The sequence below is a fragment of the Variovorax paradoxus genome (assembly GCF_000834655.1).
GTDB classification, from domain to species: domain Bacteria; phylum Pseudomonadota; class Gammaproteobacteria; order Burkholderiales; family Burkholderiaceae_C; genus Variovorax; species Variovorax paradoxus_F.
On the sequence record NZ_JXQQ01000009.1, the window covers coordinates 99,253 to 113,837 of the forward strand.

Below are 14,585 nucleotides of genomic sequence, written 5' to 3' on the forward strand. Positions count from 1 at the left end.
GTTGCATGACGAACCCCACCGTTGTTGTCGCCGCCGATGCCGCGAGCGGCCCCGTGCCGCCGACGCCGAGCGCGACCGAACTGCCGCCTTCGGTCGGCGCTTTCGACTACACCCGCTACAAGGTCTGGACGCCGCCGCTCGAGGCGGATGGCGTCGAGCCCGGCCGCCATCCGGTCGTGATCGCTGGCGGCGGGCCGGTGGGCATGGCACTCGCGCTGGGCCTGGCCAACCACGGCGTGCGCTGCGTGATCCTCGAGGCCGACGACACGGTGTGCGTCGGCAGCCGCGCGGCCTGCATCTCGCGGCGCAGCCTGGAGATCATGGAGCGGCTCGGCGTGCGCGAGGCGTTCATGGCCAAGGGCCTGCCGTGGACCGGCGGGCGCAGTTACTACAAGACGGCCGAGGTGTTCCGCTTCGAGATGCCGCACGACGCGCAGCAGAAGCTGCCGCCGATGATCAACCTGGAGCAGTACTACGCCGAGCACTACCTGCTCGAAGAAATATTCCGCCGCAACGAGGCGACGCCGGGGCTCATCGACATCCGCTGGGGCACCGAGCTCACGGGGCTCGCGCAGGACGACGACGGCGTGATGCTCGACGTGCGCAACGCCGAGGGCAGCTACCGCCTGCAGTGCCAGTGGCTCGCCGCCTGCGACGGCGGGCAGAGCTTCGTGCGCAAGGCGCTCGGCCTCTCGCTCGAAGGCACGGGCTACGAAGGCCGCTACGTGATCATCGACATCGAGCTGCACAGCGATCACCCGACCGAGCGCCGCGCATGGTTCGACCCGCCCTGGAACCCCGGCTCGACCGTGCTGATGCATCGCCAGCCCGACGACATCTGGCGCATCGACTACCAGCTGCGCGCCGGCCAGAGCACCGAGGAGGCGCTGCAGCCCGCGGCCGTCGCGGAGTTCGTGCAGCGCCATCTCGATGCGATCGGCGAAGGGCATCTGCCCTGGAAAACGGTGTGGACCTCGGTCTATCGTGCCGGCGCGATGACGCTCGAGAGCTACCGCCACGGCCGCGTCGTGTTCGCGGGCAACGCGGCGCATGCGATGCCGATCTTCGGCGTGCGCGGGCTCAACTCGGGCTTCGACGATGCAGACAACCTCGCGTGGAAGCTGGCGCTGGTGGCGCGCGGCGCCTCGGATGCCGCGCTGCTGGATTCGTACTCGCAGGAGCGCATCGCGGCCTTCCACGTCAATGCGGAGAACGCGATGCGCAGCACGGAATTCATGTCGCCGCCTTCGCGCGGTTTCGACCTGCTGCGCGAGGCGGCGCTGTCGCTGTCGGAAGAACACCGAGGCATCGCGCAGCTGATCAATCCGCGGCAGACGCAGGCGGTGCGCTATGCGGCGTCGCCGTTGTCGAGCGAGGGCGATGCGCTCGCCGCAGGCCCGCTGCCGGGCGAGGTGATGCCGGAGCAGCAGCTCGAGCAGGGGCATCTGACCGACCTGATCGCGCCGGTCTTCACGCTGCTGGTGCTGCGGCCGAATGCCGACGCTGCACCGTTGCCCGAAGACGATGTGAAGCAGGCGCAGCAAGGGGTTCTGCCCTTCGCCGTCCGCACCATCGCCGCCCCGGACATCGATGGCGCCGACGCGCATGCCAAGCCCGCCGTCTTCGACGCCCTCGGCGCACGCAACGGTGCCGTCTATCTGCTGCGCCCCGACGGCCACGTGGCCGCGCGTTGGCACCGCATGCCGCGCGGCGCCCTGCTGAGCGCGCTTGCCCGCGCCGCCGTTTCACTGGAGCCCATCGCCGCATGAGCCACACCGCATCCCTCCATCCCGACGCCCGCGACCGGCTCTATGCCGAGTGCGCGCGCGCCATCACCGAAGCGGGCGCCGAGCGCGAATCGCTGTTCCTCGCACGCCTGGCGCTGCTGCTGTTCGAGCAGGTCGGCGACGAGGTGCGCTGCCGCGCCGCGCTGGCCGATGCGCTGCGCGCGCTGCCCGTACCATCGCTTTCCGCAACCCAATTACAACCAGGAGACTGATCCATGGATCGCCGCACCCTTCTCGCCACGCTCGCATCCGGCGCCGCCGTGGCCGCCTCGCCCTTCGCCCACGCGCAGGAGTACCCCGCGCAACTCGTCAAGTGGGTCGTGCCGTACCCGGCGGGCGGCGGCACCGACGTCATCGCGCGCGTGCTGGCCGAAGCCATGCGCCAGACGCTGGGCCAGCAGATCGTGGTGGACAACCGCCCCGGCGCCTCCACCAACATCGGCGCCGACATCGTCGCCAAGAGCAAGCCCGACGGCTACACGATCCTCTCGGCCGACAACGCCGTGCTGGCCTTCAACGAGCACCTGTTCAGCAAGCTGCCGTTCAACCCAGAGAAAGACTTCACCTACATCGGCGCCATCGGCAAGTTCCCGCTCGCGCTGGTGGTGCATCCGGACTTCCCGGCGAAGAACTTCAAGGAGTTCCTGGCCTACGTGAAGGCCAACCCCGGCAAGGTCAACTACGCCTCGCCCGGCAACGGCTCGCCGCACCACCTGGCGATGGAAATGTTCAAGGTGCGCACCGGCACCTTCATCACCCACATCCCGTACCGCGGCGCTGCGCCTGCGATGGCCGACGTGATGGGCGGGCAGGTGCCCTGCATGTTCCTGGACCTGGCCTCGGGCCTGCCGATCATGCAGAGCAACAAGGTGCGGGTGCTGGCCATCGGCTCGGGCGCGCGCAGCAAGCCGCTGCCCAACGTGCCGACGTTGGCCGAAGTGGGCGTGCCCAACACCGAGGTGTTCGCATTCCAGGGCATCCTCGGCCCTGCCGGCCTCTCGCCCGCGGTGGTGAGCAAGCTCAACGGCGACCTGAACAAGGCCTTCGGCACGCCCGCCGTGCAGAAGCGCTTCGACGATTTCGGGATGGAAGCAATGCCCGGCACGCCGGCGCAGTTCGCGGCGCTGTCGCGTGCCGAATCCAAGCGCTGGGGGCCGATCATCAAGCAGGCCGGCATCAAGCTGGACTGAGCCCGACGGCAAACCCGGGGCGGCCGTGCCCGCCTGTTCGTGAAACACCGAGGAACCGGCTTTGCCGGGCCTCAGGTGTTGCCCCCGTTGGGGTGGGAGAAGCGACACGAAGTGCGCGAAGCCTGGGGGCGAGCCAAACTACTGCGTGAAGGCCTTGCGCGAGCCGTCTTCGAAGACTTCGTCGTCGCGCTGCAGGTCGCCGTTTTCGTCCCAGGCGCGCTCGCGCGTGACCCGGCCTTTCGAGTCGAAGTTCGATTCGGCCAGCAGCGTGCCCTTTTCGCTGAAGCGCTGGTGCGTGCCGATCGGCAACTGGCGGCCGCGCCCCTGCGCGAGGTAGCGGCCTTGCGCGGCGCGCTGGCCGCTGTCGTAGAACTCGGTGACTTCGACCGTGCGCGCGGTGCCCGTGCCGCTGTACACCGCCTTGCTGCGCGGCTGGCCGTTGAGATAGAAGCTGTCGTCCCGCAGCGGCTCGCCCGCGGGGGTCCAGCGCTGGTCGCGCACCACGCTTCCCTTTTCGGAGAACTCCTGCTCGCGCTGGCGGATGGCGGTGCGCTCGACCAGCAGCCACACCGTCTCGCGGCGCTTGACGCCCTCGGACGAAAAGCTGCGCTCGGTGCGCTGGTTGCCCGTGGTCTCGTCGAGCGTCGAGGGCTTGCCGTTGTCGTAGAACTCCTGGCTGCGCACGCGCTTGCCCGACAGGTACGACACCCGCGAGCGCAGCGTGCCGCGCGCATCGAACAGGTCGACCTGCGATGTTCCGCCGGTGAAGCCGCACAGCTTCGCGTCGTCGGCCACGGCCCCGAGCACGGGTGCCTCGCCGCAGCGCAGCATCGCCATCTGGCCGCGCTCGGTGAATTCGACAAAAGCGCGCTCGGGGCCGGCGCCGGTGTCGGGGTAGAAGGTGGCGCGCCGCAGTTGGCCGCCCGGGTAGAAGCTGCGCACCAGGCCGCGCTCCTGGCCGTCGTCGTAGACGGCTTCGCGCAGCACCTGGCCGGTGGGCGAGAACTCGCGGGCGCGCCCCTGCATGTTGCCCTTGGCATTGATGGTGTGTTCGCGCGCGAGCTTGCCCTTTTCGTAGAAGCGCACCAGGCCCGTGAAGACGCCGTTCTGTATCTGCTGCTCGCGCTGGAGCTCGCCGGTGGCGGCGTCCTTGCAGCGCATGAGGCCGGTCTTGCCGGCCGTGGTGCTGCCGTTGGAGGGGCTCACGCTCTGGCCGTTCAGGTCGCAGACTTGCACCGCCTGGGCGGCGCTCGCGCCGAAGAGGAAAGGCAGCGGAATCAATGTGGCCAGCGCGGCCCGGAAGATCCGCGCGGCCGGATGGGGCTCGGCGAAGAGAGGCATGAGGACAGTTACCTCCCCATTTCAGAAGCCAGCAGCTTGACGCCGCGAATCATCATCTCGACCGCCACGGCCACCAGGATGAGGCCCATCAGCCGCTCGAAGGCGAGCACCAGGCGCTCGCCCACCAGCCGCTGGATGCGCTCGGCCAGCACCAGCACGATGGCGCACACGGCCATGGTGACGCTGAGCGCGGCCACCCATTCGAGTCGCCGTTCGGGCGCCTGCGACACCAGCAGCATCACCGTGGCCAGCGCCGAGGGGCCGGCCAGCGCGGGCACGGCCAGGGGCACGATCAGCGGTTCTTCGGTCGGCGCCGCGACGGGCGCCGCGCCGTGCTCCGGCGGAAAGATCATGCGCAGCGCGATCAGGAACATCACCACCCCGCCCGCGATCTGCAGTGACAGGCCCGACAGGCCCATCACCCTGAGGAACCCGTCGCCCACGAACATGAAGCCCAGCAGCAGCGCGAAGGCGATCAGCACCTCGCGCACGATGACCCGGGTGCGCCGCTCGGGCGCCACGCCCTTGAGCGCATTGGCGAAGATCGGGATGTTGCCCAGCGGATCGGTGATCAGCAGCAGCAACACGGTGGCCGATGCGAAGGTGTAGCTCATGCCGGCCTTCACGCTAGGCACTTGGTGTGCTCGCTGCCCACCGCAAGGGCTGCGAGCCTGCTTGGGACGGCCCGGCGCTGGCTCACTTGGCTTTACTTGTCGTAGATCGTGGCCAGGGAACGGAAGCCCTTGACCTCGATCGGATTGCCGAAGGGGTCGCAGAAGAACATCGTCCATTGCTCGCCCGGCTGGCCTTCGAAGCGCACCTGGGGCGCGAGCACGAAATCGGTGTTCGCGGCTTCCAGCCGCCTGGCCAGGGCCTGCCAGTCAGGCAGGGCCAGCGCGAGGCCGAAGTGCGGCATCGGGACCATCACGTCGCCGACGCGGCCGGTGCGCGCGGTGGCGAAGGGCTCGCCCAGGTGCAAGGAGATCTGGTGGCCGAAGAAATCGAAATCGACCCAGGTGTCGGTGCTGCGGCCCTCGGCGCAACCGAGGACGTCGCCGTAGAAGCGGCGCGCACCGTCGAGGTCACGCACGTGAAAGGCAAGGTGGAAGATGCTCTGCATGGTTTCGGATTATGGGCAGCGGTGCTGTGAGAATGCCGGACTTTCTTTCATCCTGGAGCAGGCCTTGCGGATACGCCGGATCCTCGCCGCGCTGAAGCGCACCACCGATTTCTCGACCCCCGGGCGCCCTGCACGACTTGCGCGCCTTGCTTCCCGGGCGCTGGCCGGCGCCCTCTGCGTGTTCGCGGTCGCGGCGCACGCTGCCGACTGCCCGCCCTCGGCCATCGCCAGCCTCGCCAAGCTGGGCCCGGGCGTGCGCAACGGCGTCGACCGCGGAATGCTCTGGCGCATCGAGCGCGACGGGCGCACGTCCTGGCTCTACGGAACCATCCACATCGGCCGCGCCGAATGGGTGCGGCCCGGCCCCACCGTGCAGAAGGCGCTGGCGCAGAGCGACGCGCTCGCGCTGGAGATCGATGCACGCGACGAGGCCACCGCCCGCGTGATGGGCGCGCCGGCCGATCCGGCCTTGCTGCAGCGCATGCTGAGCGGCGAGCGCGCGCACCGGCTCGAGCGCCAGAACGCCGAGGCCTGCGTGCCGGCGGGCGCCACGGCGAAGCTGCAGCCCATCCTGCAGGTGTCGGCGCTGGCCGGCCTGGTGGCGCGCGCCGACGGGCTGTATCCGGAATTCGGCGTCGACGAGACGATGGCGGTGTCCGCCCGCAACGGCAACAAGCCGATCTTCGCGCTGGAGGACGCGGCCAGCCAGGTGAAGGCGCTGACCGGCGATTCCGAAGCGGAAGAAACCGAGCAGGTCGATGCGGCGCTCGACGAACTGGAATCGGGCAAGCTGCGCGGGCAGATGAAGGAGCTGGCCGAGGTCTGGGCGCGCAGCGACGCCGACAAGCTGGCCCGCTACGCCGACTGGTGCGACTGCCTTCGCACGCCCGCCGAGCAGCGGCTCATGAAGCGCCTGCTGGACGACCGCAACCCGGGGCTGGCCGACGGCATCGAGCGCCTGCATGCGGGCGGCAAGAGCGTGTTCGCCGCGGTCGGCGCGCTGCACATGATCGGCGCGCAGGGCCTGCCGGCCCTGATGGCCAAGCGCGGCTTCACCGTGACGCCGGTGCTCACGAGCGCGCAGGCGCAGACGGCGGTGCCGATGCCGGCGCTCTCGGCGCCCGAGCCGGCGCCGCGGGCGGTGCGCGGCGGCAAGGCAGTCAAGGGCCAGAAGGGGCAGAAAGCCCAGAAGGGCGCGCCGGCCGCGAAGGGGACGAGCGGGGCGAAATCTTCGAAAGCCGCACCGGCGCCCAAAGGCGCGAAGGCGCCGGCCAAAGCGGCGCCCCGCGCGGCCGCGGCGGCTCCCAAGGGCAAAGTGCGCAGATAATCGCGACCGCCATGCACCTGCAGCGCCCCCACCACCCCCGCTTTCTTGGCCAGATCGGCCAGGTCGGGCGTTGGGTGCTGCTGTGGTTCATGCTGTCGCTGGGCGTGGCGGTGGCCTCGCCCGTCGTGCATCCGCAGGCCATGGAGCTGGTGTGCTCCAGCGCCGGCTCCATCAAGGTGGTGGTGCACACCGAGGACGGCGCGCAGGAAATGGGCGCCTCGCACATGGACTGCCCGCTGTGCGTGCTGACCGGCGCACCGCCGCCGGCCATGGCCGCGGCCGCTTTCGACCTACCCCTCCCGCTGGGCCGCGTGGTCCAGCCGATTCCCGCCGCGCGCCTTGCCGCGGCCACCGCGGCGCCGCTCCCGGCACGCGGGCCCCCGAACCTCTCCTGACGCTTTCCAAACCCTAGCCGCGTGCGCCCGATCGAGGGCGCCCGCGGCCCGTCCGGCTTGAAGTTCGTGGAGCAGGTTCCCAGTGAAAAAGCATTCCCGCGCCTTGGCGATCGCCATGGCATTTCCCCTCAGCGCGCCCGTGTGGGCGCAGCAGCAGCCACCGGCGGCCGACGCGCATGAAGCCGGCACCGGCCGCGCCCTGGGCGCGATCACCGTGACCGGCGGCCGGCCGACTTCGCTGCCGGCGCAGATTCCCACCACCATCGAGGGCGTGACGCACGAGCAGATCGCCGAGACCGTCAACGCGACCGATGCCGAGGACGCGCTCAAGTACCTGCCGAGCCTGGTCGTGCGCAAGCGCTACATCGGCGACTTCAACCACGCGGTGCTCGCCACCCGCGCCTCGGGCACGGGCAACAGCGCGCGCTCGATGGTCTATGCGGACGGCATCATGCTGTCGAACCCGCTGGGCAACGGCGCCACCTACGCGCCGCGCTGGGGCATGGTGTCGCCGGAAGAGATCGAGCGGGTCGACGTGCTCTACGGCCCGTTCTCGGCCGCATACCCGGGCAACTCGGTGGGCGCCGTGGTCGACTACGTGACGCGCATGCCCACGAAGCTGGAGGCGCACGTCAAGTTGAGCGGCTTCGCCTCGAACTTCGACCTGTACAACAGCCATTCGTCGCCCGCGGGCCAGCAGCTGGACCTGTCTCTCGGCAGCCGCAGCGGCGACTGGTCTTGGTGGCTGAGCGCCTCGCGCACCCACAGCAAGGGGCAGGCGCTGGTGTTCGGCAACCGGCTGCTCAGCGCCGGCACGGTAGGCAATGCGGGCACGCCGGTCACCGGCGCGGTGCTCGGGCTGAACCCGTCGAACCAGCCGTGGTGGCTGGTGGGCGGCTCCACGATCTACGACACCACGCAGGAGCAGGCCAAGCTCAAGGTGGCCTACGACTTTTCGCCCACCGTCCGCGCCACCTACACGCTGGGCGCCTGGAACAACACCACGCATGGCGGCGTCGACACCTATTTGCGCAACGCGTCCGGGCAGCCCGTGTATTCGGGGCGCGTGAACATCGGCGGGCGCACCTACAACCTCGATGCGCCCAGCGCTGCGCTGGCCCCGACCGAGACCGCGCTCACCCACTACATGCACGGCCTCTCGGTGAAGAGCCACACCGGCGGCGTGTTCGACTGGGAAGTGGCGGCGAGCCTGTTCGACTATTCGAGCGACACCTCGCGCACGCCGACGACCCCGCTGCCCGGCGCCTTCAACGGCGGCCCGGGGCGCACCACCGACATGGGCGGCTCGGGCTGGAACACCTTCAAGGCCGCAGGCACGTGGCGGCCCACCGGCTCGGCCGAAGGCGTAGGCGCGCACGTCGTCGACTTCGGCTTCCAGCAGGACACGGCACGCCTTCGCACCAGCGTCGGCAACACGCTCGACTGGATCGCCGGGCCGGCCGTGACGCCGTTCTCCGCCTTCAACGGCAACACGCGGCTGCAGTCGCTCTACGTGCAGGACACCTGGCGCTTCGCAAAAGACTGGAAGACCACGCTGGGCCTGCGCCACGAGCGCTGGGAGGCCTACGGCGGGCAACTGGGCAACGCGACGCGGCTGCTCGATTTCGCGCCGCGCAAGAACAGCTACGACTCGCCCAAGGCCGCCATCGCCTGGCAGGCCACGCCCGACTGGCTCCTCAAGGCCTCGACCGGCCGCGCAGTGCGCATGCCGACGGTGAGCGAGCTCTACCAGGGCTCGATCGACGGCAACCGCATCGTCAACACCAACCCGAACCTGCGCCCCGAGCGCTCATGGACGACCGAGCTCACCGCCGAACGCGACCTCACGGGCTGGGGCGTGGACGGCACGCTGCGCACCACGTTGTTCTTCGAGAACACGAAGGATGCGCTGTACAGCCAGGCGCTCAACAACCTCGTGAGCACGGTGCAGAACGTCGACGCGATCCGCACCCGGGGCCTGGAAATGGCGCTGAACGCGACCGACGTGGGTGTGAAGGGGCTCGACCTGAGCGGAAGCCTCACGCTCACGAACTCGAGGATCACCGCCAACAGCGGCTTCTTCGCCAGCGTGGGCCGGGAGCAGCCGCGCGTGCCCAAGGTGCGCGCCGCGCTGCTGGCCACCTACCGGCCCGATGCGAAGTGGAGCTACACCGTGGGCATGCGCTACAGCGGCAAGCAGTATGGTTCGCTCGACAACAGCGACCCGAACGGCTTCGCGTACATGGGCTTCTCGAAGTTCTTCGTGGTCGATGCGCGGATCCGCTACCGGATCGACCGGCAGTGGAGCGCGGCCTTCGGCATCGACAACCTGAACAACAACAAGTACTGGGCCTTCCACCCGTACCCGCAACGCACCTACGTGGCCGAACTCAAGTTCGACCTTTGACGCTTTCATTCATCCTTTGCAAGGACATGCCGACATGAACATCCTCACGCCCACCTTCACCTTCAAGACCCTGGCCGCCTGCGCCATGCTGGCCGGCGCCGCCGCCGCGCTGGCCCACGTCACCCTGCCGCCCGGCGGCGCCACCGTCGGCAGCGACTACAACGCCGCGTTCCGCGTCGGCCACGCCTGCGAGGGCGCATCGGCCACCACCGGCCTCGCGGTGCGGCTGCCCAAGGGCTTCGTGCTGAGCGACGCCCAGGCGCGCAAGGGCTGGAAGCTGGACGTGCAGAAGAACGCCGGCGACGGCGAAGTGCGCTGGACCGCCGAAACCCCGAAGGATGCGCTGCCCGGCAAGGAGCGCAGCGAGTTCGTGCTGCGCGGCAAGGTGCCGGGCACGCCGGGCACGCTGTGGTTCAAGGTGCTGCAGACCTGCGACGTGGGCGCGGCCGACTGGGCCGAGGTGCCCGCGTCGGGCAATTCGACCGCGGGGCTCAAGGCGCCGGCTGCGAAGCTCAACGTGGTCGCGCAGGGCGTCGCCACGGTCGACGTGCAGGGCGGCTGGGTGCGGCAGTCGGTGCCGGGCCAGAGCGGCACGGGCGCCTTCATGAAGCTCACCGCGCCCACGGGCACGAAGCTGGTCGGCATCTCCACGCCCGCGGCCGGCGTGGCCGAGGTGCACGAGATGAAGATGGAAGGCGACACCATGAAGATGCGCGAACTCGCGGGTGGCCTGGACCTCCCCGCAGGCCAGACCGTCGAACTCAAGCCCGGCGGCTACCACGTGATGATGATGGACCTGAAGGGCGCGCTGGCCAAGGGTGCGACCGTGCCGTTCACCCTGAAGTTCGAAGACGCCAAGGGCGTGAAGACCGCGCTGGACCTGACGCTGCCCGTGGGCGCCCCCGAAGGCGCCGATGCCGGCGGGGCGGCCCACCAGCACAAGCACTGACGGGGTCGGCTACAGCAACTGGTCGGGCGCCAGCGGGCCGAAGAGCCGGAGCATCAGGCGCAGCGTGGCGCTGGCGTCGGGCTCGGTGGTGGTGTCCGCGAGGCCGCTGCCTGCGGGGGCGTGCCACACCAGCGCGCCGTTGACCTGTTCGACGTGCCAGGAGCGCTCGCGCATGCCGCGCTCGATCTGCTCGCCGGCTACGCGCGAGAGCTCGTCGCTGCGGATCAGCAGCGCGATCTCGGTGTTCTGAAGCTGCGAGCGCAGGTCCAGGTTCATCGAACCGACGACCAGGAGCCGCCCGTCCATCACCAGCACCTTGGAATGCAGCATCGCGCGCGATTCGCCGGTGGCGCTGCTGCCGCCGGCGCCGCCGCCCGAGGAGCCGGAGCCGAAGACCGTGCCGAAGGTGGTCTGCTCGCTGCGCAATTCGTAGAGCTCGACGCCCATCTTGAGCAGTTCTTCGCGGTGCCGCGCATAGCCGACGTGCGCCACCGGCGCGTCGTTGGAAGCCAGCGAATTGGTCAGCACGCGGATCTTCACGCCGCGGGCGCGGGCCGCGGCAAAGGCGTCTTTCATGTCCTGCCCGGGCACGAAGTAGGGCGAGATGATGAGGAGCTCGGAGCGCGCCTGGCCGATCAACTGAAGCAGGCCCTCGACCACGGTGTCGCCGCTGGCAGCCACGTCCGACGCGGCCTCCAGCGATGCGGTGCGGCGCAAGGCCGGCGCGGGCTGCGCCGCGTTCGGGGCTCGAGGCGCACGAGGGGTGCGCGCGGCGTCGGCGGACTGGCTCACCACGAGGCCGGGGTCGCGCGTTGCGCCAGGGCCGGAGTCGGCCGGGATCTTGCCGGGCTGGTCGGCCAGCATCACGGCCGGCGCCCACACGAAGGTGGCGGTGCGCAGGTCCAGCGGTTTCTCGTCCCAGGCGCGGGCGCGCTGCTCGGCGGTCGGCGGCCCGTCCGGCTTGGGTTTGCTTTCGGCTGCGCCGGGATCGTCCTTCTTCGTCGCCGCGGCTTCGTCGGTCAGTTCCTTGTCGGCCTTGCGTGCGCGTTCGCGAATCTCCTGGAACTCCTCGCGCGAGACCAGCGACTGCACCGGATAGGCGCGCTCGTTGTTCCAGTAGCTGTCGAAGCTGCGCGAGAGGTCCTGCACGATCGGGCCGGCCGCGAGCACGTCGAGGTCGACGAAGTTGCCGGTGGTCGCATTGCCGAAATAGGCGTCGCCCAGGTTGCGCCCGCCGGTGACGCCGAGCACGTTGTCGGCCAGGAACAGCTTGTTGTGCATCCGCTGCTGGATGCGCGAGGCGTCGCCGATCGAATTGAAGAGCCGGCTGAAGGTGGAATCGCGCGAACCCGCGAGCGGGTTGAACAGGCGCATCTCGATGTTGGGAATGAAGGCCAGCCCGAGCACCAGCGCATCGCGGCCGGTGCTGTGGAAGTCGTCCAGCAGGATGCGCACGCGCACGCCGCGCTCGGCCGCCGCCCGGAGACCCCGCACGAGGCGGCCGGTGCTGGCATCGGCGTGGATGGCGTAGTACTGCAGGTCCAGCGTTTTTTGCGCGCCTTCGATCAGCGCGAGCCGGCTGCCGTACGCGGCGGGCGGGCCGCCCAGCAGCATGAAGCCCGATTCGAAACGGGCCTTGTCCGCCTGGCGGCGCTGGCGGACCAGCGCACCGAGCGAGGTGTCGTTCGGCGAGGCGAGCGCGGTCGACACGGGACGGTCGACGTCTTTCGGCAGTTGGGCGCAGGCGCCCAGCAGCAATGCCGCGATGAGCACGGCATATCGGCCGAAGAGCGTGAAGGATGAGGGCATGCGGCGATTCCCGGGGGATTGGGGTAGCCGCATATATAGCGTAGTCGGCGCCCGCCCCGCGTCGGACGGGCGGACGCGAGGCGGGGCTTTGGCGCGCGACTTGATCAGCGCGAGACGCCCAGCTCTTCCTGGCGTTCGAGGGCGGCTAGCAGCTCGTCGTCGATCCTGGCGTGGCGCTCGCTCAATTCGACGGCGCGCGAGGCGTCCGAGGCGTAGATGGCGCCGCCGTCGAGCTCGAGCAATTCGGTGATGCGTTTCTGCTCGGACTCGAGGGCTTCGATCTGGGCGGGGAGGGCTTCGAGCTCGCGCTGCTCTTTATAAGAGAGCTTCTTGCGGGGCGCGGCTGCCTTGGGGGCCGCTTCGGCCGCAGCAGGTGCGGGAGCGGCGACCGGCGCCGGCGCCGCCGCGGCGCGCTGCTCGGCGATTTCGCGCGCGCGCTTGGACTGGATCAGCCAGTCCTGCACGCTGCCTTCGTATTCGCGCCAGCGGCCGTCGCCCTCGAAGGCGATGGTGCTGGTGACCACGTTGTCCAGGAACGTCCGGTCGTGGCTCACTAGGAACACGGTGCCGTCGTAGTCCTGCAGCAGGTTCTCGAGCAGCTCCAGGGTGTCGATGTCCAGGTCATTGGTCGGCTCGTCGAGCACCAGCACGTTGGCGGGGCGGGCGAACAGGCGGGCCAGCAGCAGGCGGTTGCGCTCGCCGCCGCTGAGCGATCGCACGGGGGAGTTGGCGCGCGCGGGCGAGAAGAGGAAGTCGGAGAGGTAGCTCTTGACGTGCTTCTTCTGCGAGCCGATCTCGATCCATTCGCTGCCGGGGCTGATGAAGTCTTCCAGCGTGGCGTCCAGGTCGAGCTTGTCGCGCATCTGGTCGAAATAGGCGACCTGCAGGTTGGTGCCGCGGCGGATCTTGCCGCTGTCGGGTTCGAGCTCGCCGAGGATGAGCTTGAGCAGCGTGGTCTTGCCCGCGCCGTTCGGGCCGAGCAGGCCGACCTTGTCGCCGCGCAGGATGGTGCCGCTGAAGTTGCGAATGACAGTCTTCTCGCCGAAGGACTTGGTGGCTTCGGTGAGCTCGGCCACGATCTTGCCGCTCGACTGGCCCGAGGCGACGTCCATGTTGACGCTGCCCTGCACTTCGCGGCGGGCGACGCGGCTCGCGCGCAGTTCCTGCAGGCGGGTGATGCGGCTCTGGCTGCGGGTGCGGCGGGCTTCGACGCCCTTGCGGATCCAGATTTCTTCTTGCACGAGCAGCTTGTCGGCCTTGGCGCTGATGACGGCCTCCTGGGCGAGTTGCTCTTCCTTCTGCAATAGGTATTGCTCGAAGTTGCCGGGGTAGGACCCCAGCTTGCCCCGGTCGAGTTCGACGATGCGGGTGGCAACGCGGTTCAGGAAGCTGCGGTCGTGGGTAACTGTGACGACGCTGCCCTTGAAGTCGATCAATAGCTGTTCGAGCCATTCGATGGAGTCGAGGTCCAGGTGGTTGGTGGGCTCGTCCAAGAGAAGGACATCCGGCGCGGCCACCAGGGCCTGGGCGAGCGCGACACGCTTGCGGGTGCCGCCCGAGAGGGAGCCGACGCGGGCGTTGCGATCCAGGTGGAGGCGGTGCAGCGTCTCTTCGACGCGCTGCTCCCAGTTCCAGGCGTCGAAGGCTTCGATCTGGGACTGGAGGGCGTCGAGGTCCAGGCCTTCGGCGCCGGACAGATAGAGGTCGCGCACGGCGATCACGCTTCCGAGGCCCTGGCTGGCTGCGGTGAATACATCCGCATCCATATCGAGCACCGGCTCCTGTGCGACGTAGGCGACGCGCAGGTTTTGCTGAAGTTGCAGGGTGCCGTCGTCGGTCTTCTCCAGGCCGCCCAGTATCTTGAGCAGCGAGGACTTGCCTGCGCCATTGCGGCCGATCAGGCCGATGCGTTCCGATTCAAGAAGAGAGAAGTCCGCATGATCGAGCAGCGGGACGTGACCGAACGCGAGTTGGGCGTCGAGGAGTGTGATGAGTGCCATGTGGCACGGATTATCGGAGGAGCCTCCTCTTTGTCCCGGGGCGGCGCGAAGCGCCGCCCCGGGACAAAGAGGTTCCGCGTTCGATTTTCTTCACGGCAGTCTTGCGAGACCAAGGATTTGTCATATACTCGTGGGCTCGGCTGATGACGCAGTGATGTGTTGTTCGGTGGTTGTCCTGGAAGGGGCGGTTGCTGATAGGTTGGCTGAAAAAAGATTCTTCGAAGTTGACTGGATTGCAAAAAACAGTGCATAATCGAAGG

At 69.1% G+C, this 14,585-nt stretch carries 12 protein-coding genes; 7 read left to right on the plus strand and 5 right to left on the minus strand.

Going from position 1 to position 14,585, the window contains the following annotated elements; genetic code table 11:
- Nucleotides 1-5: 5 nt before the first annotated feature.
- Genes RT97_RS04710 through RT97_RS04720 form a run of 3 tightly spaced genes read left to right on the plus strand, consistent with a single transcriptional unit; the run spans nt 6 to nt 2,977 of the window.
- Entirely contained in the window at nt 6-1,769 is a 1,764-nt protein-coding gene (locus RT97_RS04710; RefSeq protein WP_042577619.1) for an FAD-dependent monooxygenase, read from the plus strand.
- Nucleotides 1,766-1,999, plus strand: coding sequence for a hypothetical protein (locus RT97_RS04715; protein WP_042577620.1), 234 nt, complete (start codon nt 1,766-1,768; stop codon nt 1,997-1,999). The genes RT97_RS04710 and RT97_RS04715 overlap by 4 nt, the downstream gene beginning before the upstream one ends.
- A 3-nt stretch (nt 2,000-2,002) precedes the next feature.
- Complete coding sequence (locus RT97_RS04720) at nt 2,003-2,977, plus strand: Bug family tripartite tricarboxylate transporter substrate binding protein (RefSeq protein ID WP_042577621.1); 975 nt, start codon at nt 2,003-2,005, stop codon at nt 2,975-2,977.
- 138 nt (nt 2,978-3,115) lie between these two features.
- Here RT97_RS04720 and RT97_RS04725 read toward each other — a convergent pair whose 3' ends face one another.
- From RT97_RS04725 to RT97_RS04735, 3 genes are all read right to left on the minus strand, one after another.
- Entirely contained in the window at nt 3,116-4,318 is a 1,203-nt protein-coding gene (locus RT97_RS04725; protein WP_042577622.1) for a toxin-antitoxin system YwqK family antitoxin, read from the minus strand.
- A gap of 8 nt (nt 4,319-4,326) precedes the next feature.
- Nucleotides 4,327-4,932, minus strand: a complete 606-nt coding sequence (locus RT97_RS04730; RefSeq protein WP_042577623.1) for a MarC family protein — start codon at nt 4,930-4,932, stop codon at nt 4,327-4,329.
- Between the two features lie 92 nt (nt 4,933-5,024).
- Nucleotides 5,025-5,438 carry a VOC family protein gene (locus RT97_RS04735; RefSeq protein WP_042577624.1) on the minus strand — a complete coding sequence of 138 codons (414 nt, stop codon included), beginning with the start codon at nt 5,436-5,438 and terminating at the stop codon, nt 5,025-5,027.
- Between the two features lie 64 nt (nt 5,439-5,502).
- On the opposite strand from RT97_RS04735, the gene RT97_RS04740 reads away from it, so the two are divergent.
- From RT97_RS04740 to RT97_RS34065, 4 genes are all read left to right on the plus strand, one after another.
- A complete protein-coding gene (locus RT97_RS04740) occupies nt 5,503-6,765 on the plus strand; it encodes a TraB/GumN family protein (RefSeq protein WP_253278125.1) in 1,263 nt (420 codons plus the stop codon).
- Between the two features lie 11 nt (nt 6,766-6,776).
- A complete protein-coding gene (locus RT97_RS04745; protein WP_042577625.1) occupies nt 6,777-7,160 on the plus strand; it encodes a DUF2946 family protein in 384 nt (127 codons plus the stop codon).
- A 115-nt stretch (nt 7,161-7,275) separates the two neighbouring features.
- Entirely contained in the window at nt 7,276-9,567 is a 2,292-nt protein-coding gene (locus RT97_RS04750) for a TonB-dependent receptor (protein WP_042577644.1), read from the plus strand.
- Between the two features lie 34 nt (nt 9,568-9,601).
- Nucleotides 9,602-10,516, plus strand: a complete 915-nt coding sequence (locus tag RT97_RS34065) for a copper chaperone PCu(A)C (protein WP_042577626.1) — start codon at nt 9,602-9,604, stop codon at nt 10,514-10,516.
- Between the two features lie 9 nt (nt 10,517-10,525).
- On the opposite strand, the gene RT97_RS04760 is transcribed toward RT97_RS34065, so the two are convergent.
- Both RT97_RS04760 and RT97_RS04765 read right to left on the minus strand, forming a co-directional pair.
- Complete coding sequence (locus tag RT97_RS04760; protein WP_042577627.1) at nt 10,526-12,325, minus strand: phospholipase D family protein; 1,800 nt, start codon at nt 12,323-12,325, stop codon at nt 10,526-10,528.
- Between the two features lie 104 nt (nt 12,326-12,429).
- Nucleotides 12,430-14,325, minus strand: coding sequence for an ATP-binding cassette domain-containing protein (locus RT97_RS04765; protein WP_042577628.1), 1,896 nt, complete (start codon nt 14,323-14,325; stop codon nt 12,430-12,432).
- Nucleotides 14,326-14,585 lie beyond the last annotated feature (260 nt).

Bases quoted from the DNA above. Each gene is read 5' to 3' on its own strand.
- RT97_RS04710 (WP_042577619.1), top strand. From the start codon at position 6: ATGACGAACCCCACCGTTGTTGTCGCCGCCGATGCCGCGAGCGGCCCC.
- RT97_RS04715 (WP_042577620.1), top strand. From the start codon at position 1,766: ATGAGCCACACCGCATCCCTCCATCCCGACGCCCGCGACCGGCTCTAT.
- RT97_RS04720 (WP_042577621.1), top strand. From the start codon at position 2,003: ATGGATCGCCGCACCCTTCTCGCCACGCTCGCATCCGGCGCCGCCGTG.
- RT97_RS04725 (WP_042577622.1), bottom strand. From the start codon at position 4,318: ATGCCTCTCTTCGCCGAGCCCCATCCGGCCGCGCGGATCTTCCGGGCC.
- RT97_RS04730 (WP_042577623.1), bottom strand. From the start codon at position 4,932: ATGAGCTACACCTTCGCATCGGCCACCGTGTTGCTGCTGCTGATCACC.
- RT97_RS04735 (WP_042577624.1), bottom strand. From the start codon at position 5,438: ATGCAGAGCATCTTCCACCTTGCCTTTCACGTGCGTGACCTCGACGGT.
- RT97_RS04745 (WP_042577625.1), top strand. From the start codon at position 6,777: ATGCACCTGCAGCGCCCCCACCACCCCCGCTTTCTTGGCCAGATCGGC.
- RT97_RS04750 (WP_042577644.1), top strand. From the start codon at position 7,276: ATGGCATTTCCCCTCAGCGCGCCCGTGTGGGCGCAGCAGCAGCCACCG.
- RT97_RS34065 (WP_042577626.1), top strand. From the start codon at position 9,602: ATGAACATCCTCACGCCCACCTTCACCTTCAAGACCCTGGCCGCCTGC.
- RT97_RS04760 (WP_042577627.1), bottom strand. From the start codon at position 12,325: ATGCCCTCATCCTTCACGCTCTTCGGCCGATATGCCGTGCTCATCGCG.
- RT97_RS04765 (WP_042577628.1), bottom strand. From the start codon at position 14,325: ATGGCACTCATCACACTCCTCGACGCCCAACTCGCGTTCGGTCACGTC.